Source organism: Bacillus cereus group sp. N6 (genome assembly GCF_016483705.1).
Taxonomy (GTDB): domain Bacteria; phylum Bacillota; class Bacilli; order Bacillales; family Bacillaceae_G; genus Bacillus_A; species Bacillus_A wiedmannii.
Window position 1 is genome coordinate 174,790 of sequence record NZ_JAEHBI010000003.1, and the last position, 22,019, is coordinate 196,808.

Consider the following 22,019-nt stretch of genomic DNA (forward strand, 5'->3'; position numbering starts at 1 on the left):
TCTGTATAAAGATACATATACTAAGTTTATAGAAATGGGGAATTTCAATTGGAACAAAGTACACAAAATATTTATTCACCACCAAAACATATAGTTTCAGCAGCGACAATTGTAATTAATGAACAAAAAGAAATCTTATTAATTAAGGGACCTAGAAGAGGATGGGAAATGCCAGGTGGACAAGTTGAAGAAGGAGAGTCTTTGAAGGATGCTGCAATAAGGGAGACTAAAGAGGAGACAGGTGTTGATATTGAAGTTTTAAAATTTTGTGGAGTATTCCAAAATGTGAACCATTCAATATGTAATACGTTGTTTTTAGCTAGACCAGTTGGAGGTAAACTAACGACTACACCAGAAAGTTTGGAAGTAGGGTTCTATCCTATTGAGCAGGCGTTAGAGATGGTGAATTTTATGAATTTCAGACAAAGAATTGAATACAGTTTGGATGAAAATCAACAACCTTTTTATATAGAATTTTAAGAAATAATCTTCTATTATGGGATGCCGGTGATAAATAAATCTTTGTTATATTTTTGAGTGCAGTGAAATAAGTATCTTATAGCGAAAATAAAACAAGCATCCCCGTCCTAAATTAGAACGGGGCTATGCTTGTTTTAGGGTGTAAAAAGAAATAACTTTATTGTCTTTTTACAGTTTCTTCTTTATAAGTTTAATTTGTATCTATATCAATTTCCGACAGTCGCCCTGCAACTGCATCTGTAAGGAGGGTGTTTAACCATTGCAATTCAACTGTAATATGTTCAATAACGCTTTGTAAAATATATAGTTGTGCACGTGGAATTTGTCCTTTACTACAATCATATATAGTTTGCATTTTATGTAAATATTGAACGGTATCATTTTTCTTTTTTTCTAAAATAGGAATTAACTCTTGATCATCACCAAAATGAGCGAAAGAGAGTGCTGAATAAATTGGTTTATATATTTGATTTTTTGCCTCGAATTGTTTTAATAGTAACGTGTGAAATAACCGTTTACCTTCTTCTGTTATATGAAAGATTGTTTTATCGGGTCTATTCGTATCCCGAACAATCGTGGTAATACGAATTGCACCCTGCTTTTCTAATTGCTCGAAGGCGTAGTAAAGTGATCCTTTTGCATATTTAATATAACAATCCATTTGTCGTTCTTTCATGATGTGCTGCACTTCATATGGATGTTTATCCCCTTCGAGTAGCAAGCCGAGAATGACTAGTTTCATGCTCATGCTGTCTCAACTCCTATAAATAAAAACTTTATACATAGTATAAACGGCATATCCGTTTTCATAAAGGGATATGCCGTTTCTTTTCTCTATATTAACTTACTTGCTTTTGTTTTTGTTTCGTTTTTGGACCTGTAAAGAGGCGTTCATTTCCCATAAGTAAAATACAAATAACACTTAGTACAGCCGGGATCAGTGCCCAGAAGAATGTACTGGCAATAGAGGTAGCGAGAGCATCTTTAATACCAGTTAATATTTCAGCTGGAATCTTCTCGGTAGCACCTTGTGATAATAAGAAACTTGTGTCTCCGCCTTTTGGAGCTAATTTAGCTAGTTCTGGAGGGAACACAGTGTTTAATTTAGTAGTAAAAATATGGTTTTGAATTGTACCAAAAATCGTTACACCAAGAGTCATACCGAGTGAACGGAAGAATGAGTTTGTTGATGTAGCAGAACCACGGTCTCGCATTTCTAACTTGTGGATAGAAGACATACTTAAAACTGAGAACGAGAAACCAACTCCAAGTCCAGTGAGAACCATAAATAGCGTTACAAGTAGACGAGGTGTATCCATTGTTAAAGTGCTTAGTAAATAAATACCAATTACGAAGAAAATGCCAGATACCATCATGATGTTACGATAGCTTGTTCGAGAAGCTAACTGTCCACCTGTTTGACTTCCAATTACAGAGCCAACCATCATAGGTGTTAAAATTAATCCAGCATTGGAGGCTGAACCACCGAGAACGCCTTGAACGAAGATTGGGATATAAACTGTACAGATAATAAAAGCGGCACCATAGAAAAAGGCAACGCCTTGGCTAGCTGCGAATAAAGGTTTTTTAAATAGATGGAAAGAAATGATAGGCTCAGTTGCTTTTCGTTCTACGAAGAAGAAAATAATAAGCATAATAACAACTGTTGTAAATAAACCGATAATTACAGTGGAATTCCATGCGTATTCTTTACCACCAAGTTCTAAGGCGAACATTAAGCAAACGATACTAATAACAAGTGTAATAGCGCCAGCCCAATCAATTTTTTGTTTTCTAAATTCTAGAGATTCACTGTAGTATTTAGTAATGAAGAAGAAGGAGATAATTCCTAATGGAATATTAATATAGAAGACCCAATGCCAACTTATATAGTCTGTAATATAAGCACCTAATAAAGGGCCAAATACACTAGATGTCCCGAAAACCGCACCAAATAGCCCTGTCATTTTTCCTCGCTTTTCTGGTGGGAATATATCGTACATAATCGTGAAGGCGATAGGCATAAGAGCACCGCCACCGATCCCTTGAATTGCTCTATAAATACTTAGTTGCTCAATACTAGATGCTGTCCCGCAAAGTGCAGAACCGAATAAGAAAAGAATGAGACCACCAATATAAAAGCGTTTCCGTCCGTACATATCAGAAAGTTTTCCGAAGATAGGCATCCCTGCCATTGTTGCTACCATATATGCAGACGTGACCCAAACAAACTTGTCAAATCCTCCTAGGTCTCCAACAATCGTTGCCATTGCTGTTGCAACGATTGTATTATCCATTGCCGCCATTAAAATACCAAGTAATAAACCTGCAACAACAAATTTTGTATTGTTAGAGTCTTTTTTTGATAATTGAGATTCCAAATATAACCCTCCTTTAATAATAAGTAAACTATATGAAGTTTTGAGTGCAGCGCATAAAAATTTGAAATATAGTTTTTAAAATTAATTTACATAAGTGCACTGACAAAGCCATAAAGAATATTATAGTCAAATTTGACTAAAAGGCAAACTTTTTCTTCCGCCAAAATATTCTGTTGTATGGACAGAGAAAGAGTGAGCAATACTTAGTATTGGTTTAAAGTCAATGAAGGAAATTGTAAAAAAATATTTCAGTAAGAATACCTTCTGTTAACAGAGGAAAAATGGTTTTTTCTTTATATTGTCGAATAGGATAAAAGAAAGAGTAATAACTATATATCGTTTGTAACAAGCTTTATTAATATTGTGTGGAGAGGCAGAATAAGGTCGTATGGATATGATGCATCTGAAATGGGGTGAATATTATTATGAAAATATGGAAACGAATTTCAGATCAAGGTAGGCGTTCAATGCCGCTACAACCGGTGTTATGGATTGATGGCTCAAAAAAAGAAAACGAATGTCCTAATGTAGCAGTTACATTGCAAATCCGTAGTATGTATAAAGAAAAATTTGCATATGAACTGACCTATGATGTAAATGACATACTTATTATTCGAATTGAAGTTGAAAATAAAGGAATGGAAATGATTTCACGAGTTGTAGTAAGTCATATGATTCGAGATTATTTTGCCTATATTCCAAACTCATTAAAGGCTGATAAGGGGATGAGTGAGTTCCTGTTCCAGCTTGTAAGGTGGCGGATTGATAATTTATTACCGAATGAGAAGGTAGAACTAATTTGTAAAATAAAAGCAAATAAAGATAAAGCACTTAAAAACGCATTATTTCAGGCTACATATACATTTCAATATAAAGGAGTATCATATGGTCCACTGCAAACAAATGAAGTTGTTGTGCGGCAATGATAAAAAGGAACCTGTAAGAAAGGTTCCTTTTTTAATGAAGATTGTGTTTTTTGAGTACTTTTTTTTGCTCGATTCCTTTTTTTCCTACATAATTATTTTTATAACCAAAATATAAAATGAAAAGAAAGGAAGCAACATTTACAATAGCATCAATTTGATCGTTTGTAATAAAGTTCACTCCGAAAGAATTAAACAGTAATTTTAATGATAATAGAAAACCTGCTAGTAAACGTATAATATCTGATAGATTCTCTTTTTGTAGCATATAAGTCACCTCTTTCTAAAACGATATATAGTATATATATGAAATAGAATAGAAATGGTAGACAAGCTTAAGCGGAAATGTACACTCAATATGTACATTTTTTATTTTGTAGAAAAACATAATTGTTATAGAAACATATATTGGTATAGAAAGGAGGGGAAGTATGAAACATAAAGGGAAAATTAGTGGGTTATTACTTGGGAATACAGTGGCAGTTACAGAATGGATTGCGCTTCAGGATGTAATTACAAAACTGGATTCGCGATCATTTTATACCGTCTTTATTATTTATATATTGCAAATGATACTCAGCTATTATTTTGGACATTGGTATGATAAAAGAGCGAGTGGGCGTATGGATACGGAAGTAGGGGGAATGGCAAGTAATGATTTTGTAGTTGATTTCTTTGAGAAAGTAGCTGCTTTATCAGAACGGGATTCTCATAATATTACAGTGTACATTCTTTCTGTGAAAGAATGGAAAGAACTAAAAGAAACAGTGCAAGAAAAAAAATTGGAGGTGTTAGTACAAAAATTGGAGAGTACGATTGTAAAGACAATTCGTAAAGGAGATGTCGTTACTAGGTGGGATGAAAATAAGTATGTTATTGTGGCGATTGATAACGGACATGAAAAGTCGACAATAACAAATCGATTAATGAAAAATATTGAAAGTGAAATAGAAAATGGTTTGTTAAGTATGACGCTATTATTTGGAGCTGCTAGTTATCCAATAGGAGGAAAAACTTTTGAAGAATTGTTAAGAAAGGCACAAAATCAATTGTACCAGCATAGGGATTTGTAAGAAAATGAGTGAAACTTTGATTTAAAGAAATATGATATGAAGAAGTTTTTAATGTAACATTTTTTTGACTTTTATTACAAAAAGAACTTTTATTGTAATAAAAGTCTTTAAAAATATATGGAATAAGCATATAATTATGATGGATGTGTCAATGCATTTTGCACAATGTGTTTCATTTTAAAAGTGTAGAGGGAAGCATGCTCTACACTTTTCCTTTTTAGGGAATGACAAGAATAATTGTAAGTTGTTGCAAGTTAGCATTTAAACTGTGTAAAATGAACAAAGAAATTATTTGATAGAAAGCGGAAAGGGAATGATAGAATGATAGACGTGAGAGAACAACGAACATCTTTTATCAGGTGAATTATTACTGTTGTTCTTCAAATTATTATGGCTGTGATGAATTCCGTTGTACTTTTATGTAATACATAGTATGAACAAGTTTTAAAAAGTACCAAGTAAAAGTATATGTAAAGATGGATACGAAACTGCTATTGAGTTCAAAGACGCAAAATGTAATTTCAAGTAATACAATTTGACAAGTATAATAAATAATATCAATGATTTTCGTAAAAAAGGTGCGAGTGTGGAGTTTATAGAAGGGTATATAATTTTCATAGCTTTTTACACGATGATCGTATATAAGTAGGAGGAAAAAGATGTTGAAGTATAGTAAATTAGCAATTGTAACTGCATTATCAATGACTTTATTAGCTGGTTGTTTCGGGCCGAAACCAGAAGAGGAATTATATGTTGCGTTTGAAAATGCTGCAAAGCAAGAAAAAACAATGTTTGAAGATGCAAAGAAACTTGAAACTTTAGAGAAAGAAGGACAAGAATTATATAACCAGATTGTTCAAGAAGGAAAAGATAATAATCAAACTGTTAAGGAAAAACTGAACCAAGCAGTGAAAAATACAGATGAACGAGAAAAAGTGCTAAAAAAAGAAAAAGAATCTTTAAATAAGGCACAAGAAGAAGTGAAATCAGTAGATAAATATGTGAAGAAAATTGAAGATAAGAAATTGAAAGATCAAGCAGGTAAAGTGAAAAGCGCATATGAGAAACGACAAGATTCATTTAACAAGATGTATGATAGCTATAATAAATCGTTAAAACAAGAAAAAGAATTATATACAATGTTACAAGATAAAGGTACAAAATTAAAAGATATTAGTGAAAAGGTAAAAGTAGTAAATCAATCTTATAAGGATATTGAATCAGAAAAAGACAAGTTTAATGAATTTACGAAATCTTATAATACAGAAAAAATAGCTTTTTATAAACAAGCAAATATTAAAATTAAAGAAGAGAAAAAATAAAACAGTTTGGCCTACAATTGGCCAAACTGTTTTATTTTTTTGTATAAGTACGACTATACCATGGAACAGGTTCACTTAATTTTTTTTCTTGTTTCAATGCTTCAGGACCAATATAATCTTGAAGTGTTTTTTTTGCTACTGTTAAAGATAAGGTTGTTTTCGGATTTCGATAGGAGGATTCAAGATGACCAAGATGTGGTAGGATTCGAAAATCTTCTTTGGTAGGAGGAATATGGAAAAAATAATCACCTAAACGTATAAGAACATCAGATTGTTGTTGGCTAAAACGTGGATTTCTAGAAAAATGTAATCCTTCTTTAATAGCTTTTTTCTCAGCAATTAAGCGTTCTAAAGCCGTCTTTTTTAACCAGTATAAATACTTCGGATTAGTTGCAGCTTTAGCATGACGATTCACAACGAAAATAGATTGAGCTAGTCGATTAATAGAATGTTGGTTTTGTAATTGAGATTGTGGTTGTGAAGGCTTCATATTGAATCTCCTTTCAATTTTTCATTATTATAACATAAATAAAAGAGGTTTTTATTATATGCAAAAAGTGATTGTATATATTTTCAATATTAAAGCAATATTGTTACAAAAAACAACTATTTTGTATAATAGTAATAGAACGTGTTTTAGAAATTTGATAATGAAAGAGTGAGAAGTTTGAAAGAAATATTAAAACAGCAATATGCCATTATAGATATTGGATCTAATACAATGCGTTTAGTTATTTATGAAAAGCAAAACGGAGGTTTTTATAAGGAGATTGAAAATACGAAAGTGGTTGCTCGGCTAAGGAATTACTTAATTGATGGTGTGTTAAATGAAGAAGGAATAGAGGTATTGTTACAAACGTTATTTCAATTTCAAGAAAGTACACGATTCCACCAGTTGCATCATGTACTTTGTGTTGCAACAGCAACAATTAGACAGGCTGAGAATCAAGAGGCAATTAAAAAACTGGTTGAAGGACAAACAGACTTTACTCTTAGAGTCTTATCAGAATATGAAGAAGCACGTTACGGCTATTTAGCGGTTATGAATTCAACTTCGTTCTCTGAAGGAATTACAGTAGATATTGGTGGAGGAAGTACAGAAGTTACATATTTTCGAAATAGAGAGATTCTAGAGTACCATAGCTTTCCCTTTGGAGCACTTTCTTTAAAGCAACAATTTATTAAAGAGGATATACCTACTGAAGACGAGTTGGAAAAGATTCAAACGTACTTAGAATATCAATTTCGAACATTACCATGGTTAATTGATAAGAAATTGCCTCTTATTGCAATTGGTGGTAGTGCGAGGAACTTAGTGAAAATCCATCAAAATTTAATTTGTTATCCTATAGCAGGGGTACATTTATATAAAATGAAAGAAGAAGATATTAAAAATGTGAAAGAAGAATTGGAAGCATTGTCGTTCATAGAACTTCAAAAATTGGAAGGATTGGCAAAAGATCGAGCAGATACAATTATTCCAGCAGTCGAAGTTTTTCATACGCTTGTTAATGTTATAGAGGCACCAGCATTTGTGTTAAGTAGAAAAGGGTTACGAGAAGGTGTTTTCTATGAAGAGTTGACAAAAGATTTGGGGATTTCATATTATCCGAACGTAGTCGAAGAAAGTTTGTATTTATTATCACATGAATATGAAATGGATATGGAATTTGTAATGCAGCTTATTAAACATGGAAGACTCATTTGTCAACAACTTGAAGAAACAGGGCTGATTTCTATGTCAGTAAAAGACTGGGAAGTATTCCATCAAGCAGCGAAAGTATTTAATATAGGTAAATATATAGACGAAGAAGCGAGCCGCTTACATACGTTTTATTTATTAGCGAATAAAACAATTGATGGGATGATGCATAAAGAGCGAGTTAGATTAGCGCTTATTGCGTCTTATAAATCAAAAATGTTATTCAAACAACATTTGTCCCCATTTGAAGGATGGTTTGATAAAAATGAACAAAAAAAAATCCGCCTATTAGGGGCTGTTTTACAGTTTTCAGCAGCTCTGAATATAAGACAAAGATCGCTTGTTGAATCGATATCTATAACAGAAAGTAAAGAAGGATTAACATTTAAAATTGTATGTGAGCAATCGGCATTAGCGGAAAAAGTGCAAGCTGAAAAACAAAAAAAGCAGCTGGAAAGAGTGTTGAAAACGACTATTAATTTATCCTTCGAATCAAAACGTTAAGTTGTACGGATGTCTTTACAAAAAATTAACACCTTGGAATATTGTAATTTGCTAAAATAAAAGTAACTAAATTATAGTAAAAAAGTTTCAGGGGAAGTGTGAAGAGGATGGAAATGTTGATGGGGAATATAGTGAATTTAAATGATACAGCTTATTACAATAATCGAGAATTAAGTTGGTTAGCATTTAATGAACGTGTACTACAAGAAGCGCAGGATGAAACAAATCCGCTCTTGGAAAGGTTAAAGTTTATTAGCATTTTCGGTTCCAATTTAGATGAATTCTTTATGGTACGCGTAGCAGGATTGAAGGATCAAGTGAGTGCTGGGTTTAACCAACCAGAAAATAAGGCTGGCTTAACACCAAAAAAGCAATTAAATAAAATTGCGATAAAGGCCCATGAATTAATGACTGTACAATATGATACGTTTAAAAATTATGTGTTGCCAGCGCTGGAGTTAGAGGGGATTGAACGTTTAACATTCCACGATTTGACGAAAGAACAGAGGGAATTTATAGAAGAGTATTTTGATGAGCAGATTTTTCCAGTCTTAACACCTGTAGCTATTGATGCATATCGTCCATTTCCGATGTTATTAAATAAAAGTTTGAATTTAGCTACTCTTTTATATGATGAGAAACAAGTGGAGGAAGAAAACCGCACGAAGTTAGGAATTGTACAAGTTCCTTCATTACTTGAACGTTTCATATTTTTACCGAGTGAGGGGCAAAAGCATAAATTTATTTTATTAGAAGATGTAATTAGTGGTTTTACTCATAAATTATTTACAGGATATAAAGTATCGTCTGTTACTCGTTTCCGTATTACACGCAATGCGGATTTAACGATTCATGAAGAAGGTGCGAGGGATTTATTAAAGGTAATTGAAAAAGAATTAAAAAAGCGTAAGTGGGGAGCTGCTGTACGTTTAGAAGTTGGCAAAGAGCATATTGATGAAAGAGTATTAGCATTATTATATGAGGTGTTGGAAGTAAAAGATGAAGATGTGTATATAATGGATGGACCATTAGATTTAACATGTCTATTTTCTTTATATAAAAAACTAGCTCCTTTATATGAACATCTAGTATATCCGGCTCTTATTCCGCAACGGCCTCAAGACTTGGGGGATGCGGAAGATGTATTCGAAAAAGCAATTGAGCATGATATTTTATTACATCATCCTTTTGAATCATTTCAGCCAGTAGTTGATTTTGTCCGTGATGCGGCAGACGATCCGAATGTACTTGCAATCAAACAAACATTATATCGAGTAAGTGGGGATTCACCGATTATTCAGGCGCTAAAGGTAGCAGCTGAAAAAGGGAAGCAAGTTACGGTATTAGTTGAATTGAAGGCAAGATTTGATGAAGAAAATAATGTGCATTGGGCTAAAGAATTAGAAAAGGCAGGCTGTCACGTTATTTACGGTGTAAGTCATTTGAAAACACATAGTAAAATTACGCTAGTTGTAAGAAGAAAAAACGGAAAAATCGAAAGGTTCGTACATCTCGGGACTGGAAATTATAATGACGCAACAGCAAAGTTATATACTGATTTTGGGTATATTACATCACGAAAAGACTTTGGGGTCGATGCAACAAATTTCTTTAATTATTTGAGTGGTTATACAACCAAGCCACATTTTCATCATTTATCGGTTGCACCATTTGATATAAGAGAGCAATTTATGGATTTAATAGATGAAGAAATCCGTTATCATAGGCAATATGGAAATGGATATATTATCGCTAAGATGAATTCATTAACAGATAAACCATTAATCAAAAAAATGTATGAAGCATCACAAGCTGGAGTAAAGGTAGAGCTCATCGTTCGAGGAACTTGTTGTTTAAGGCCTGGTATTCCAAATGTAAGTGAAAATATTCGGGTAGTTAGTGTTGTCGGGAGATATTTAGAACATAGCCGAATTTATTATTTCCATCATAATGGAGAAGAGAAAATATACTTATCTTCAGCTGACTGGATGACGCGGAATATGGAGAAGAGAGTAGAAATATCTTTCCCGATATTAGATATTGAAATGAAGGCGAGAATTAAGGCGATTTTACAACTTATATTAGCTGATAATGTGAAAACACGTGAACAGAATAAATCTGGTGAGTACTACTATGTTATTAATAGTAGTACAGAAGAAATTGATAGCCAAGTGAAGTTGTTTAAGATGGCGTATCAAAACACGGATGCTGAATAATGAGAACAAAGTAAAAAAACCTCTTTTTTTAAGAGGTTTTTTTACTTTGTTCTCTACTTATTATACATTCTCTAAATAGAAGGATGCGTAGAGAGAATAGTTTTTATTGTAAGCATGTTAATGGATCAGTTAAGAGAGGGAATAACATTGGTAGAATTGTTGGAGTACATTAATAATAGAATGGTTGTTGACAAGGTCCGCCATAACAAGGATAAGGTGTTGGCGGTGGGAAAGGTGGTGGATATGGTGGGTAATACGGTCTAGGACCGAAAGCTAATGCTCCACCGAGCAGTCCACCAGCAATCCCAGCTAGAAATGGAACACCAAAAAACGGAAAGAAGCGTGAGTCGCCTACTGGACCAATAGGTGCTGAACGGACTGGGATTGGTTGATAATATGGATACATGAACAAACCTCCTTTATTGGACTCATTTTTATCATATGGTAAATGAAACGTGGATGAGCGCGTACAAGAAAGGATATGTAAGAAAATAGGCGAATTATTACGAATGTTGGAGCGTAAAAATTGTAATTTCAGGTTTTGCCATAAATCGGAATGGGACGCGTGTTCTGCCAAGACCTCGATTGACATAGAGAGCTAAATCTTGAATCGTATAGAAACCTTCAACATAGTTTTTAGCAAGTGATGGGGTAATAATAGCACCTAAAAAGGGAATTTGTACTTGTCCGCCATGGCTATGACCAGAAAGTTGTAAGTTAACTGGATATTTAGCGATTTGTGGTGCAATATCTGGCTCGTGAACAAGAACAATGTTATAAGTGTTTTGCCTCGCGTGCTGTAGTGTTTTCTCTATTTTGGGTTTGCCTAGTAGTATATCATCAAGACCGAAAATTGAAATTTCACTATTATCCAGTAGACGAATTCTCTTTTCGCTATTTAGTAGTAGTTCAAATCCAGATTCACGCATGATGTGCTCGTAGTATTCCGTTCCATATCCGCCGTGATCATGGTTACCATAAATAGAAAATTTACCGAAGGGTGCTTGTATATTTTTTAAAATAGATGGAACGAAAGGAGTGTCAGTATATGTTTGATAATTATCAATGAGATCACCAGTGAAAAGAACAATGTCAGGTTTTACAGCATTAATTTTAGAAACGATTTGAGATAAATGTTGGAGAGAGAAATAGTATCCGAGATGTAAATCGCTAAATTGAAGAATCTTCATACCATGAAAACTTTTGGGTATGAGTTGTGATTTAAGTGTATGCTCTGTAAAAGAGAGTAAATGAGGCTCAATATATTTAGCGTAATAGTATCCGATGCTAGTGGTTATAAATGAATATAGACAAGTGCGCATTCCAGCTTTAAAAAAATCTCTTCTTGTAATTTTCTTCATAAAAATATGAGTATACCTATTTAACTTATATCACATGTTTTCGTTACATTTATAGGTTACTCAAATCTCCTTTCAGTTTATTTAAAATATATTTTAAATAATAAAAAAGTAGTATAGATTACGAAAAAAACGAATAAAAAGAAACCTCTTTACGTTAAAATATCAGAAAAGTTTAAAAATATAAAGATTTCTATTAAATAAAATGATAAAATGAATGTGTATTCATTTTTGGGAGGGGATGTATGTGAAAGAAAAGGTAGTTATTATAACAGGTGGATCGAGCGGAATGGGAAAAGGAATGGCGACCCGTTTTGCAAAAGAAGGGGCACGAGTTGTTATTACAGGACGTACAAAGGAAAAACTAGAGGAAACAAAGTTGGAAATTGAACAATTTCCGGGGCAAGTATTACCCGTACAAATGGATGTAAGAAATACTGATGACATTCAGAAAATGATTGAAGAGATTGATGAGAAGTTTGGTCGAATTGATGTTTTAATAAACAATGCAGCTGGAAACTTTATTTGTCCAGCAGAAGATTTATCCGTGAATGGCTGGAATTCAGTCATTAATATTGTATTAAACGGTACATTTTACTGCAGCCATGCTGTCGGAAAATATTGGATTGAAAAAGGCATAAAAGGGAATATCATTAACATGGTAGCAACATATGCATGGGATGCAGGTCCGGGAGTTATTCATTCGGCTGCTGCGAAGGCTGGAGTATTAGCAATGACGAAGACACTCGCTGTTGAGTGGGGCCGTAAATATGGAATACGAGTTAATGCTATCGCGCCAGGACCAATTGAACGTACGGGCGGTGCTGATAAATTATGGATTTCAGAAGAAATGGCTAAGCGTACGATACAAAGTGTTCCGCTTGGAAGACTGGGCACGCCAGAAGAAATTGCAGGTCTAGCTTATTATTTATGTTCAGATGAAGCTGCGTACATAAATGGAACTTGCATGACAATGGATGGAGGACAACATTTACATCAATATCCATTTTAAAAGGGATAAGAAAATGAATGTTTGATTCATATTCTCACGGTTAAATGTGACGGAATTGTGACATGTGAAAGAAAAGTGTTTACAAGAGGTCATATATACGTTATATTTAAGACCTCTTTTTTCTTCATAGTAGAATTGCTAATTCCCCTTAGCATTTTACCCCTCTAATCCCTTCAGGAAAACTGAAGGGATTTTTTATTATTTTTCCGTAAATATCATGTTATAATTTTTGAAAAGTAAAGGGAGGGAAGTACATTGATAGATGCATTAGATGTAATGAGTAACTTGGATAAAGTCCTTCCTTATTATCAAGCTATTTTTAGTGCTGATGAGCATACTGTAATTGGATATGAGGTAGTAGGACGTATTCAAACAGAAGAGGGCATACAAAGTTTAGCTTCTTTCTTTCATGATGATTCTATTCCGAGTGAGTTTCAACTGGAAGCGGATAACATTATAGTAGAAAAAGCTTTAAATCGTTATTTAGAAAGTGATCAAAAACTATTATTATTCATACATCGGAATGCTAACGTATTAATGAACGATGATGATGAAAGTTTACTTCAACTTTTATTGATGTATGAAGAGCAAGGTTTAAATTTGAAACACATTGTTTTAGAAATTACAGAACATGAATGTAAAGAAGATATAGAGCAATTTAATCATTTGCTTATGTATTATCGTACATATGGTATTCAAATTTCGATTAATAAAGTCGGAACGGGTACAAGTAATTTAGAACGTATTAGCGTGTTAGCACCGGATATTTTAAAAGTAGATTTAACAAACTTAAGGCAAACTGCACTTTTACAATCTTATCAAGATATTTTATATTCTTTATCATTACTTGCTAGAAGAATTGGTGCAACATTGTTATATGAAGAAATAGATGCTTTTTATCAACTACAATATGCTTGGAAAAACGGTGGTAGATATTATCAAGGGAATTATTTGAAAGAGTGCTTACCTGATTTTATTGAAACGAATGTTTTGAAAGAACGACTTGGTAATGAGTGTCATCAATTTATTCAACATGAGAAGAAGAAATTACAAAAAATTTATAATTTAACAGAAATGTTACGTGATCGAATTGGTGATGTTCTAGCCAAACAGAAAAAGAATGAAGATATAAATGATTGGTTATTACAATTTAGCCAAAGTGTATCACAGTGTAGTTTCCGCATATTTATTTGTAACGAAGATGGTTTCCAACAATCAGGAAACGTTATAAAAAAAGATGGGGAATGGATTGTGATGCCTGAGTATTATATGAAGAACTGGAGTTGGCGTCCGTATTTTCTAGAAAATATTATGAAAATGCGTTTTGAGAATAAGGCAAGACTTTCAGATTTATATGCTGATATTGAAACCGGTGAGATGGTACGAACATTTTCCTTCCCAATTGATGATGAAAACTTTTTATTTATAGATTTATCGTATGAATATTTATATGAAGAAGATGTTTTATTTTAATGCACGAAGAGATTCGTGCATTTTTTGTTTGTTTTTATCATAAATTGGTAATAGTGAAAATGGTGATGAAAATGCTGTCTATCGTTGTAAAGATTTTACGAACGAAACCACCCCTGTCTTTGCATAATCATTGTTACAATGAATACTACAAAGACAAGTTTTCTTAAAAGGAAGGTGAAAAAATGAGGAAATATGGAATATGGTTAGTTCTATTTGTATGCGTTGCCTTTCTAGTTGGTTATAGTGTCACAACTGTTTTAGGAAAAGAGGAAGTGAAAGTCGATCGGGAAGAAGTGTTTACAACGATACAAAAGGGCTATGAAACCCAATTTTCAATTCGTGGGAAGCATTTGCCGATGAATAAGATGATAGAAACGTTATCACCATATTTTACAGAGAATTTCCTTCAAGTATTTACAGATGAAAATAGTAGAAGTGATAAACAAAGTGGTGAATATTTACTTCCAGCAAAAGAAGCGCCGTTTTCTTTTCATTCAGAAACGAAAATGTCATATGATGAAGAGCATAAAATTTTATATGTATATGAGCGGGCGAAAAGTGGACAATATCAAATTGTAACATTGCAAAGAGATCAAGGGAAATGGAAATTGGCCGGATATCATGAAAGCCAAGAACTTTTAACTGAAATAAAACGATTACAACAATTATAAAGTGAAACTGTAATTGGTGGGGGATGTTTATCTCTCACTGATTAATAGCTCGCACCAATCGGGCTATTACTGCCCACAAATAGTGGGATAAAGATAAGAATAGGTCTTTACCTATTCTTATTCAATATTGAGTAGCTGTTGTAATTTTTCAATTTGAAAACCAGCAACAACTTCTCCATCAATTACAACTGTTGGAGTTGAATACGAATCATAGTCGTATAAAAGACGATTGCGTGCAGCAGCGTCTTTTTTTACGTCAAATTCTTCATATACAACGTTATTATGCTTTAAAAATTCTTTCACAATGACACATGGCGGACAATCAGGTTGTGTGTAAACCTCAATTTTTCTCATTGTAATTCCTCCTTTTTTCTGTTTTTTATTATATTCTTCCAGTATAAAAATCGCAATAAAGAAGGGAAAAGATGTTCTTTCTGTTTTTTCCTTCGCATTTCGACAAATTTTTAGTTGAGTTTCTGGCCAATAACCTTTATCCTAGACTGTGGAACATTTTTTCTGTTATGACGGATAGAATGAGTATAGCTGTAAAACCTATTGGTAGGAAGATCAGAGAAAGGAGAGATTTCATGTCTCTACTCCAAGGAATTTTAACTCGACTTGTTAGTCTACAAGAACAAGCTGAAAGCGGTGAAGTAGCACAACGCTATTTTGAAGTGAACGGTGAGCGCAAATGTAGCGTGAAATTTTTCGATAAAAGTGAAATGTATGAGTTAGAAGTGTATCAACAAGGTGAAAAACCTCAAGTGTATCAATTCGATAATATCGATATGGTTGCAATTGAGATTTACGATATCATTTCTTGATACATATAAAAAAGGTGTTGCCATATGGCAACACCTTTTTTAGTTCTATTACTTTTTAGCATATATGTATAGGGAGTTTTCATTTTTCCTACAATGGTAATAAAGTGAAATTGTAATCAGTGGGGCTTCTTCGTCCTATACTGAATATTAGTCATCACCAATTGGTTGTTTACAGATAGCAAAAGCGAGATAAAAATAACGAGGAGGTGTGTTGTATGGAACGTTTACCAGTTGTGCTTTGTCCTAAATGTCACAATTCTGCTGAGATTATTCATGTATTAACAGCTCAATCGAATCAAAATGTAATTTATACGTGCCAAGTTTGCCATTATGTAATTCGAAATATTGAAACGAATAAAGGATAGGAAGTTATAATTTTTATTTTTGTCCCATACAATGAGAATACGAAAAGTCTGTCTAATTGAAAGGACGTGACTATGTGGCCGGTGAACATACATTTTATAATGTTTCAGAGAGACATTTAAATTTTGATATGGTCTTTAGCCGTATTTGTAGTTTCATTGAAAAGGATCCACGAAATTTATATCGCTTATCCATTGGGACAGACTCACAAGCACATCAAAAGGATACGAGGTTTATTACGGCAATTCATATTCATCGCGTTGGAAAAGGTGCCTGGGGGTGTTTACACCATAAATCAGTGAAAGATAAGCCAGCAAATTTACGTGAGAAAATATATTTAGAAACGCAGTTTAGCCAAGAGATCGCATGCCTATTTACTCCAAATCATATACAAACAATATGGGATTTATTGCATCCATATGCTCAAGAGGGAGCTGGATTTATAATGGAAATTCACTTGGATATCGGAAATGATGGTTTAACAAAAGAATTTATTCTAGATATGACAGCGAAAATTCAAGCGATGGGATTAACTGCAAAAATTAAGCCAGATGCTTATGCGGCGTTTAGTTATGCAAATCGATATACGAAATAAAAAACAATTTTTATATATCCTTTGCTAAAAACTGAATATTACATCTATTAAATAGGTTGGAAATTATATATAATAAGAGTAACGATGCGAGTATAAGGAGAGGGGTATATGAAAAGGGAATTTGTTTTAACAGAAGAAGAAGAGAGTTTGTTACTAGATATTCTATTTCAGCAAAATTATGCGAGTGAAATTTTAGCTGTGGAAATTACAGATATTGAGAATGGTTTAAAACAGACAGATGTGACACAATATAAAAAAATCACAAGGTTATTTTACAGATTAAAAAATAAGGGGTATTAAGCGCTACCGGGATGGTAGTCTTTTTTTTGTGTTGTATGCTAAAATAGCTGTGTAATTTTGTTTTTATTGAAATAAAGTAAGGACAAAATAATAATATGAAAACGCTGTCATAAAATATGAATAGATTCGGTGATTAAAAGTAGGAAAATGGGGGATGTAATATGATTAGTATTCCGAAAGACGAGTTTCAACAAATTTTTGTGAAAGATTTAATGATTTCATCAGAAAAAGTAGCACATGTCCAAATGGGGAATGGTTTAGAGCATGCTTTACTCGTTCTTGTGAAATCTGGATATTCGGCGATACCTGTTTTGGACCCGATGTATAAATTGCATGGGTTAATTAGTACTGCTATGATTTTAGATGGTATGTTAGGGTTAGAACGTATTGAGTTTGAAAGACTTGACGAAATGAAAGTAGAACAGGTGATGAAGGAAGACATTCCGGTTCTTAAGTTAGAAGATTCGTTTGCAAAAGCTTTAGAAATGACAATTGATCATCCTTTTATTTGCGCTGTCAATGAAGATGGGTATTTTGAGGGGATTTTAACACGTCGGGCTATTTTAAAATTGTTGAATAAAAAAGTAAGGCAACATAATCGATAATGTGAGAAAAGTGACTTCATAGAAGCGGAGAAGTCACTTTTTTTTCGTGCATATCAGTTGTGTATGTATTATATTTAAAAAGATAAAAAATATAAGAGTATATAGTTAAATTAAGGATGAAAAGCTTATTGAGATAAGGTGTATGGAAGCTAAGGAAAGAGGGAGAAAGTTGCAAATTGATGATTTTCAAATGATGGTTGTGTTAGCTCAGGAATCAAATATGAGAAAAGCGGCGGAACGTTTATTTGTTTCACAACCTGCGCTTAGTCAACGATTACAATCTATGGAGAAACAATGGGGAATGAAGTTTTTTATTCGCTCACAAAAAGGATTGACAATTACACCTGAAGGGGAAAAAGTCGCAAATTATGCAAAAGAAATGCTGCAAAAGGAAGAGGATATTAAAAGTGAGCTAGCTGTTTTTAGAACAGAAACTCACGGAACGTTAAAAATAGCTGTTGCATCAGTTATTGGTCAATATTGGCTTCCTCCTGTTTTGAAGAAGTTTGTACATAAATACCCTTCTGTGAAAATATCGCTGTTTACTGGCTGGAGTAGTGAAGTACAAAAGCAATTTTATGAAGGGGACGTTCATGTTGCTATATTGAGAGGAACACAAGAATATAAAGGTCAGAAGCAACAATTATTTGAAGATGAACTTTATTTAGTGGATAAAGAAATAAAAGATATTACGATGTTAAAAGAAACAAATAGACCATTTATTCAATTTAAAAGTGATTCGACTTATTATGGACAAATACAAAATTGGTGGTATGGTTTATTTTCTAATCCACCTAAGAGAACAATTGTGGTTGATCAAATTGAGACTTGCAAGCAACTCGTTTTAAATGGTATAGGTTATGCTCTTTTACCTTCTACTGTTTTAAAAGAAGTACAGGAAAATATGTATAAAACACCTGTTCAATTAACGAGAGAAACATGGTTATTGACGAGTGAATCGGCCAGACAATTGAAGCAAGTAAGGGCATTTTTAGAAATTATAGAAGAAATTCAAATGGAAAAATAGGATTATTATCTTGCTACTCGCTCTATCGTTTGGTAGAGTAACATTATAAATGGATTTAGGAGGCAACAAGAATGAAAATGATGGACGCTAACGAAATTATTTCGTTTATTCAAAAAAGTGAAAAGAAAACTCCTGTAAAGGTATACATAAAAGGGGATTTAAAAGAAGTAACATTCCCTGAAACGGTACAAGCATTTGTAAATAAAAAGTCTGGTGTATTATTTGGAGAATGGTCTGAAATTAAGACAATTCTTGATGAAAATAGCAAGCACATCGTTGATTACGTTGTTGAAAATGACCGTCGTAATTCTGCAATTCCAATGCTTGATTTAAAAGGTATTAAAGCTCGTATTGAGCCAGGCGCGATTATTCGTGATCACGTTGAAATCGGCGACAACGCTGTTATTATGATGAATGCAACAATTAATATCGGTGCTGTAATTGGTGAAGGTACTATGATTGACATGAACGCGGTACTTGGTGGACGTGCAACTGTTGGTAAGAACTGTCACGTAGGTGCAGGTGCAGTACTTGCAGGTGTTATTGAGCCGCCTTCAGCAAAACCAGTTATCGTTGAAGATGATGTTGTAATTGGTGCAAACGTAGTTGTGTTAGAGGGAGTTACAGTAGGTAAGGGTGCAGTTGTAGCAGCAGGAGCTGTTGTAACAGAAGATGTACCTCCATATACAGTTGTTGCCGGTACTCCAGCACGTGTAATTAAAGAGATTGATGAGAAGACAAAAGCAAAAACTGAAATTAAACAAGAGCTTCGTCAATTAAACCCAGAGAAATAAACACAAAAAAAGCGTAAGAGCATAACAGGCTCTTGCGCTTTTTATAGATAGAGGTGCAAAAATGGCAGTAAGCAAATTCGTTCAAATTCGTAGAGACTTACACAAAATACCGGAAATTGGATTTAAAGAGTGGAAAACACAACAGTATATTTTAGATTACATAGGAACGCTTTCGAATGAATATGTGGAAGTGAAAGTATGGAAAACGGGTGTCATTGTTAAAGTAAATGGAAAAAATCCAGAAAAAATTATCGGTTATCGCGCAGATATAGACGGTTTATCAATTACCGAAGAAACTGGATATGAGTTTGCTTCTATTCATGAAGGAATGATGCATGCATGTGGACACGATTTGCATACAACAATCGGTTTAGGCCTTCTAACAGCAGCTGTAACAGAAAGAATAGATGATGACCTTGTGTTTCTATTCCAACCAGCTGAAGAAGGGCCAGGAGGGGCTCTTCCTATGTTAGAGAGTGAAGAGTTAAAAGAATGGAAGCCGAATATAATTCTTGGTCTTCATATTGCACCTGAATACGCTGTAGGAACAATTGCCACAAAAGAGGGGCTATTATTTGCAAATACATCAGAGTTATATGTTGATTTGAAAGGGAAAGGTGGACATGCAGCCTACCCGCATACTGCAAATGATATGATTGTAGCGGCAAGTCACCTTGTTACACAACTTCAATCCGTTATTAGTCGTAATGTGAATCCTCTTGATAGTGCAGTGATTACAATCGGAAAAATAACAGGTGGTACAGTTCAAAATATCATAGCAGAAAAGTCTCGGTTAGAAGGAACGATTCGAACTTTATCAGTGGAATCAATGAGGCGTGTTAAAAGTAGGATTGAGGCAATTGTTGCAGGTATAGAAGCTTCCTTCCAATGTGAAGCTGTTATTGACTATGGAGCGATGTATCATCAAGTATATAACCATGAAGTATTAACGAGAGAGTTTATGCAGTTTGTAAGTGAACAAACTGATATGAATGTAATTACATGTACTGAGGCAATGACAGGGGAAGATTTTGGTTATATGCTTCAAGAGATTCCTGGATTTATGTTTTGGCTTGGGGTAAATTCAGAATATGGTTTACATCATGCAAAATTAAAACCAGATGAAGAGGTTATTGAGAAAGCTATCGCATTTTTAGATCAATATGTAAAGTGGAAAGGAACTAGAAAGTAAACTCGCTCGCCAACTTTGAAAAAACTTACAGTGGGTACTTGTTAGTTCCAAGACGAAAACATCTTTCATATTTGTTTTGGATACACATGGGCATACAAATGGATAAAGTAATGAGCAGCGGTTTTGAGCCGCTGCTCATTATTCATTATCGCTTATTGAGAAGATGATTAGTTAACTAGCTTATATATGTTTACATTTCGTGTAGAAAGTGTGTAAAATCAAGGTGAAACATAGAAAAAAGGGTGGGGAATTACGTGCAAATTAGCAGTGCAATGTTGTGTTTCGTCTTATATGCGTATGTTATTATTGCGGCGGTGTATTTTGGGATAAGTTTTTATGCCTACCGTTTAGTAGATAATCACGAATATGACGAAACATATAAATGGGTGAAAAGATATTTATCACCTGTATTAGAAATTATGAATGGGTTTGTGCTCTTTTTATTTATTGGATTAATTGCTTTCTCGACGAGTTTAGTAGGGAATAAAACGACATTATTTGTACTAGGTATCATTATTTTTATGTTGTTAGGGATACGGATTGGTAACACAGTGTTTTGGAATGAAAGAAAAGTAGATGGTTGGACTGGAATGTTAATCCCGTGTATGTTAGCGGCTATCGTGACAAACATAGAGCATGAGTATTATCAATTACATTTTTGGCTTATTATCGTTTTAACAATTCTTTCAGTTTTGTACATAAGTACGGTAGTACTCACATACATTGCACATGAAAAAGGTGATGTTAAAGGAACACGCTTCTTTAGAGGGCGAGCATTATTTTGGAGTGTGCCAACGATGGCTGTTATAGGAATTATTGCGATATTAGTAAATGGATATCAATTTACTAATTGGCAACTGTTTTTAGAAAATTGGTGGATTTTCATTATTTCGTTTATCGCTTTTTTAGGTGCAACACATTATTTATTCCATCAACATCATTATATATTGGCATTGCTATTCGCATTTACACAACTATTATTTGCTTTCTTCGGACAAGAAACGTTATTATTCGTTTTTGAAACATTTAGTTCATTTGGAAATATATTTGTATTTGGTATGTTAATTTTCAGTATCGCATTTTATTTACAACAGTATTTTTATATGCAAAAACAAAAATAAGAATGATATACAGGTTTTTGTAGCAAATCTAAAGTATGTTACAATAAAAATACATAGTATTCGATGTTATTGGAGGAATTCCT

At 33.5% G+C, this 22,019-nt stretch carries 25 protein-coding genes; 18 read left to right on the plus strand and 7 right to left on the minus strand.

Features of this window, described 5'->3' with window-relative positions:
- Positions 1-48 precede the first annotated feature (48 nt).
- Positions 49-480 (plus strand): NUDIX hydrolase, encoded by a 432-nt coding sequence (locus JDS99_RS04110; protein ID WP_046957439.1) that lies wholly within the window; start codon positions 49-51, stop codon positions 478-480.
- A gap of 190 nt (positions 481-670) precedes the next feature.
- On the opposite strand, the gene JDS99_RS04115 is transcribed toward JDS99_RS04110, so the two are convergent.
- Together JDS99_RS04115 and JDS99_RS04120 are read right to left on the minus strand one after the other, a co-directional pair.
- A complete protein-coding gene (locus tag JDS99_RS04115) occupies positions 671-1,228 on the minus strand; it encodes a PadR family transcriptional regulator (protein ID WP_060488391.1) in 558 nt (185 codons plus the stop codon).
- A gap of 91 nt (positions 1,229-1,319) precedes the next feature.
- Positions 1,320-2,861 carry an MDR family MFS transporter gene (locus JDS99_RS04120; protein ID WP_088064325.1) on the minus strand — a complete coding sequence of 514 codons (1,542 nt, stop codon included), beginning with the start codon at positions 2,859-2,861 and terminating at the stop codon, positions 1,320-1,322.
- A 425-nt stretch (positions 2,862-3,286) separates the two neighbouring features.
- On the opposite strand from JDS99_RS04120, the gene JDS99_RS04125 reads away from it, so the two are divergent.
- Positions 3,287-3,787 (plus strand): hypothetical protein, encoded by a 501-nt coding sequence (locus JDS99_RS04125; RefSeq protein WP_088064324.1) that lies wholly within the window; start codon positions 3,287-3,289, stop codon positions 3,785-3,787.
- A gap of 31 nt (positions 3,788-3,818) precedes the next feature.
- On the opposite strand, the gene JDS99_RS04130 is transcribed toward JDS99_RS04125, so the two are convergent.
- Positions 3,819-4,052 (minus strand): SPP1 phage holin family protein, encoded by a 234-nt coding sequence (locus tag JDS99_RS04130; RefSeq protein ID WP_000939452.1) that lies wholly within the window; start codon positions 4,050-4,052, stop codon positions 3,819-3,821.
- Between the two features lie 163 nt (positions 4,053-4,215).
- Here JDS99_RS04130 and JDS99_RS04135 point away from each other — a divergent pair, with 163 nt between their 5' ends.
- Both JDS99_RS04135 and JDS99_RS04140 read left to right on the plus strand, forming a co-directional pair.
- Entirely contained in the window at positions 4,216-4,857 is a 642-nt protein-coding gene (locus JDS99_RS04135; RefSeq protein WP_087985096.1) for a diguanylate cyclase domain-containing protein, read from the plus strand.
- 659 nt (positions 4,858-5,516) lie between these two features.
- Positions 5,517-6,179 (plus strand): YkyA family protein, encoded by a 663-nt coding sequence (locus JDS99_RS04140; protein WP_088064323.1) that lies wholly within the window; start codon positions 5,517-5,519, stop codon positions 6,177-6,179.
- A gap of 31 nt (positions 6,180-6,210) precedes the next feature.
- Here the strand turns inward: JDS99_RS04140 and JDS99_RS04145 are convergent, their stop codons facing one another.
- Positions 6,211-6,669 (minus strand): YkyB family protein, encoded by a 459-nt coding sequence (locus JDS99_RS04145; RefSeq protein WP_000804864.1) that lies wholly within the window; start codon positions 6,667-6,669, stop codon positions 6,211-6,213.
- 177 nt (positions 6,670-6,846) lie between these two features.
- Here JDS99_RS04145 and ppx point away from each other — a divergent pair, with 177 nt between their 5' ends.
- Both ppx and JDS99_RS04155 read left to right on the plus strand, forming a co-directional pair.
- Positions 6,847-8,385, plus strand: a complete 1,539-nt coding sequence (ppx, locus tag JDS99_RS04150) for an exopolyphosphatase (protein ID WP_046956440.1) — start codon at positions 6,847-6,849, stop codon at positions 8,383-8,385.
- Between the two features lie 107 nt (positions 8,386-8,492).
- Positions 8,493-10,601, plus strand: coding sequence for a polyphosphate kinase (locus JDS99_RS04155; protein WP_088064322.1), 2,109 nt, complete (start codon positions 8,493-8,495; stop codon positions 10,599-10,601).
- Positions 10,602-10,770: 169 nt separating this feature from the next.
- Here the strand turns inward: JDS99_RS04155 and JDS99_RS04160 are convergent, their stop codons facing one another.
- Complete coding sequence (locus JDS99_RS04160) at positions 10,771-11,007, minus strand: hypothetical protein (protein WP_000283744.1); 237 nt, start codon at positions 11,005-11,007, stop codon at positions 10,771-10,773.
- 97 nt (positions 11,008-11,104) lie between these two features.
- Positions 11,105-11,962, minus strand: a complete 858-nt coding sequence (locus JDS99_RS04165; RefSeq protein ID WP_048546146.1) for a metallophosphoesterase — start codon at positions 11,960-11,962, stop codon at positions 11,105-11,107.
- A 244-nt stretch (positions 11,963-12,206) separates the two neighbouring features.
- Here JDS99_RS04165 and fadH point away from each other — a divergent pair, with 244 nt between their 5' ends.
- The 3 genes from fadH to JDS99_RS04180 all read left to right on the plus strand — a co-directional run bounded on the left by fadH (position 12,207) and on the right by JDS99_RS04180 (position 15,115).
- The gene (fadH, locus tag JDS99_RS04170) at positions 12,207-12,971 is read left to right on the plus strand and encodes a 2,4-dienoyl-CoA reductase (RefSeq protein ID WP_000660912.1); all 765 of its coding nucleotides are present in this window, start codon (positions 12,207-12,209) and stop codon (positions 12,969-12,971) included.
- 255 nt (positions 12,972-13,226) lie between these two features.
- Positions 13,227-14,444, plus strand: a complete 1,218-nt coding sequence (locus JDS99_RS04175; RefSeq protein ID WP_097889650.1) for an EAL domain-containing protein — start codon at positions 13,227-13,229, stop codon at positions 14,442-14,444.
- Between the two features lie 182 nt (positions 14,445-14,626).
- Entirely contained in the window at positions 14,627-15,115 is a 489-nt protein-coding gene (locus JDS99_RS04180; protein ID WP_001233813.1) for a DUF3993 domain-containing protein, read from the plus strand.
- A gap of 117 nt (positions 15,116-15,232) precedes the next feature.
- Here JDS99_RS04180 and JDS99_RS04185 read toward each other — a convergent pair whose 3' ends face one another.
- On the minus strand, positions 15,233-15,469 hold the full coding sequence (locus tag JDS99_RS04185; protein WP_001225788.1) for a glutaredoxin family protein: 237 nt from the start codon (positions 15,467-15,469) through the stop codon (positions 15,233-15,235).
- A gap of 233 nt (positions 15,470-15,702) precedes the next feature.
- Between JDS99_RS04185 and JDS99_RS04190 the strand changes: the two genes are divergently transcribed.
- The 9 genes from JDS99_RS04190 (at position 15,703) to JDS99_RS04230 (ending at position 21,936) form a co-directional block, all read left to right on the plus strand.
- Positions 15,703-15,939: a YkuJ family protein gene (locus JDS99_RS04190; protein ID WP_000055151.1), complete on the plus strand. Its 237-nt coding sequence runs from the start codon at positions 15,703-15,705 to the stop codon at positions 15,937-15,939.
- Between the two features lie 215 nt (positions 15,940-16,154).
- Positions 16,155-16,304, plus strand: a complete 150-nt coding sequence (locus JDS99_RS04195; protein WP_087985092.1) for a hypothetical protein — start codon at positions 16,155-16,157, stop codon at positions 16,302-16,304.
- Between the two features lie 74 nt (positions 16,305-16,378).
- Positions 16,379-16,897 (plus strand): ribonuclease H-like YkuK family protein, encoded by a 519-nt coding sequence (locus JDS99_RS04200; RefSeq protein ID WP_097889651.1) that lies wholly within the window; start codon positions 16,379-16,381, stop codon positions 16,895-16,897.
- Positions 16,898-17,005: 108 nt separating this feature from the next.
- Positions 17,006-17,197, plus strand: a complete 192-nt coding sequence (abbA, locus tag JDS99_RS04205; RefSeq protein WP_048546142.1) for an antirepressor AbbA — start codon at positions 17,006-17,008, stop codon at positions 17,195-17,197.
- Between the two features lie 161 nt (positions 17,198-17,358).
- Positions 17,359-17,802, plus strand: coding sequence for a cyclic-di-AMP-binding protein CbpB (gene cbpB / locus JDS99_RS04210; RefSeq protein WP_000623572.1), 444 nt, complete (start codon positions 17,359-17,361; stop codon positions 17,800-17,802).
- Positions 17,803-17,944: 142 nt separating this feature from the next.
- On the plus strand, positions 17,945-18,829 hold the full coding sequence (locus tag JDS99_RS04215) for a LysR family transcriptional regulator (RefSeq protein WP_002008407.1): 885 nt from the start codon (positions 17,945-17,947) through the stop codon (positions 18,827-18,829).
- A gap of 71 nt (positions 18,830-18,900) precedes the next feature.
- Positions 18,901-19,623 (plus strand): 2,3,4,5-tetrahydropyridine-2,6-dicarboxylate N-acetyltransferase, encoded by a 723-nt coding sequence (dapD, locus tag JDS99_RS04220; RefSeq protein ID WP_000783245.1) that lies wholly within the window; start codon positions 18,901-18,903, stop codon positions 19,621-19,623.
- Positions 19,624-19,684: 61 nt separating this feature from the next.
- A complete protein-coding gene (locus JDS99_RS04225; RefSeq protein ID WP_199694595.1) occupies positions 19,685-20,815 on the plus strand; it encodes an N-acetyldiaminopimelate deacetylase in 1,131 nt (376 codons plus the stop codon).
- 254 nt (positions 20,816-21,069) lie between these two features.
- Positions 21,070-21,936, plus strand: coding sequence for a hypothetical protein (locus JDS99_RS04230; RefSeq protein WP_046956446.1), 867 nt, complete (start codon positions 21,070-21,072; stop codon positions 21,934-21,936).
- Positions 21,937-22,019: the final 83 nt, after the last annotated feature.

Bases quoted from the DNA above. Each gene is read 5' to 3' on its own strand.
- JDS99_RS04115 (WP_060488391.1), bottom strand. From the start codon at position 1,228: ATGAGCATGAAACTAGTCATTCTCGGCTTGCTACTCGAAGGGGATAAA.
- JDS99_RS04125 (WP_088064324.1), top strand. From the start codon at position 3,287: ATGAAAATATGGAAACGAATTTCAGATCAAGGTAGGCGTTCAATGCCG.
- JDS99_RS04130 (WP_000939452.1), bottom strand. From the start codon at position 4,052: ATGCTACAAAAAGAGAATCTATCAGATATTATACGTTTACTAGCAGGT.
- JDS99_RS04135 (WP_087985096.1), top strand. From the start codon at position 4,216: ATGAAACATAAAGGGAAAATTAGTGGGTTATTACTTGGGAATACAGTG.
- JDS99_RS04140 (WP_088064323.1), top strand. From the start codon at position 5,517: ATGTTGAAGTATAGTAAATTAGCAATTGTAACTGCATTATCAATGACT.
- JDS99_RS04145 (WP_000804864.1), bottom strand. From the start codon at position 6,669: ATGAAGCCTTCACAACCACAATCTCAATTACAAAACCAACATTCTATT.
- JDS99_RS04155 (WP_088064322.1), top strand. From the start codon at position 8,493: ATGGAAATGTTGATGGGGAATATAGTGAATTTAAATGATACAGCTTAT.
- JDS99_RS04160 (WP_000283744.1), bottom strand. From the start codon at position 11,007: ATGTATCCATATTATCAACCAATCCCAGTCCGTTCAGCACCTATTGGT.
- JDS99_RS04165 (WP_048546146.1), bottom strand. From the start codon at position 11,962: ATGAAGAAAATTACAAGAAGAGATTTTTTTAAAGCTGGAATGCGCACT.
- JDS99_RS04180 (WP_001233813.1), top strand. From the start codon at position 14,627: ATGAGGAAATATGGAATATGGTTAGTTCTATTTGTATGCGTTGCCTTT.
- JDS99_RS04185 (WP_001225788.1), bottom strand. From the start codon at position 15,469: ATGAGAAAAATTGAGGTTTACACACAACCTGATTGTCCGCCATGTGTC.
- JDS99_RS04190 (WP_000055151.1), top strand. From the start codon at position 15,703: ATGTCTCTACTCCAAGGAATTTTAACTCGACTTGTTAGTCTACAAGAA.
- JDS99_RS04195 (WP_087985092.1), top strand. From the start codon at position 16,155: ATGGAACGTTTACCAGTTGTGCTTTGTCCTAAATGTCACAATTCTGCT.
- abbA (WP_048546142.1), top strand. From the start codon at position 17,006: ATGAAAAGGGAATTTGTTTTAACAGAAGAAGAAGAGAGTTTGTTACTA.
- cbpB (WP_000623572.1), top strand. From the start codon at position 17,359: ATGATTAGTATTCCGAAAGACGAGTTTCAACAAATTTTTGTGAAAGAT.
- JDS99_RS04215 (WP_002008407.1), top strand. From the start codon at position 17,945: ATGGAAGCTAAGGAAAGAGGGAGAAAGTTGCAAATTGATGATTTTCAA.
- dapD (WP_000783245.1), top strand. From the start codon at position 18,901: ATGAAAATGATGGACGCTAACGAAATTATTTCGTTTATTCAAAAAAGT.
- JDS99_RS04225 (WP_199694595.1), top strand. From the start codon at position 19,685: ATGGCAGTAAGCAAATTCGTTCAAATTCGTAGAGACTTACACAAAATA.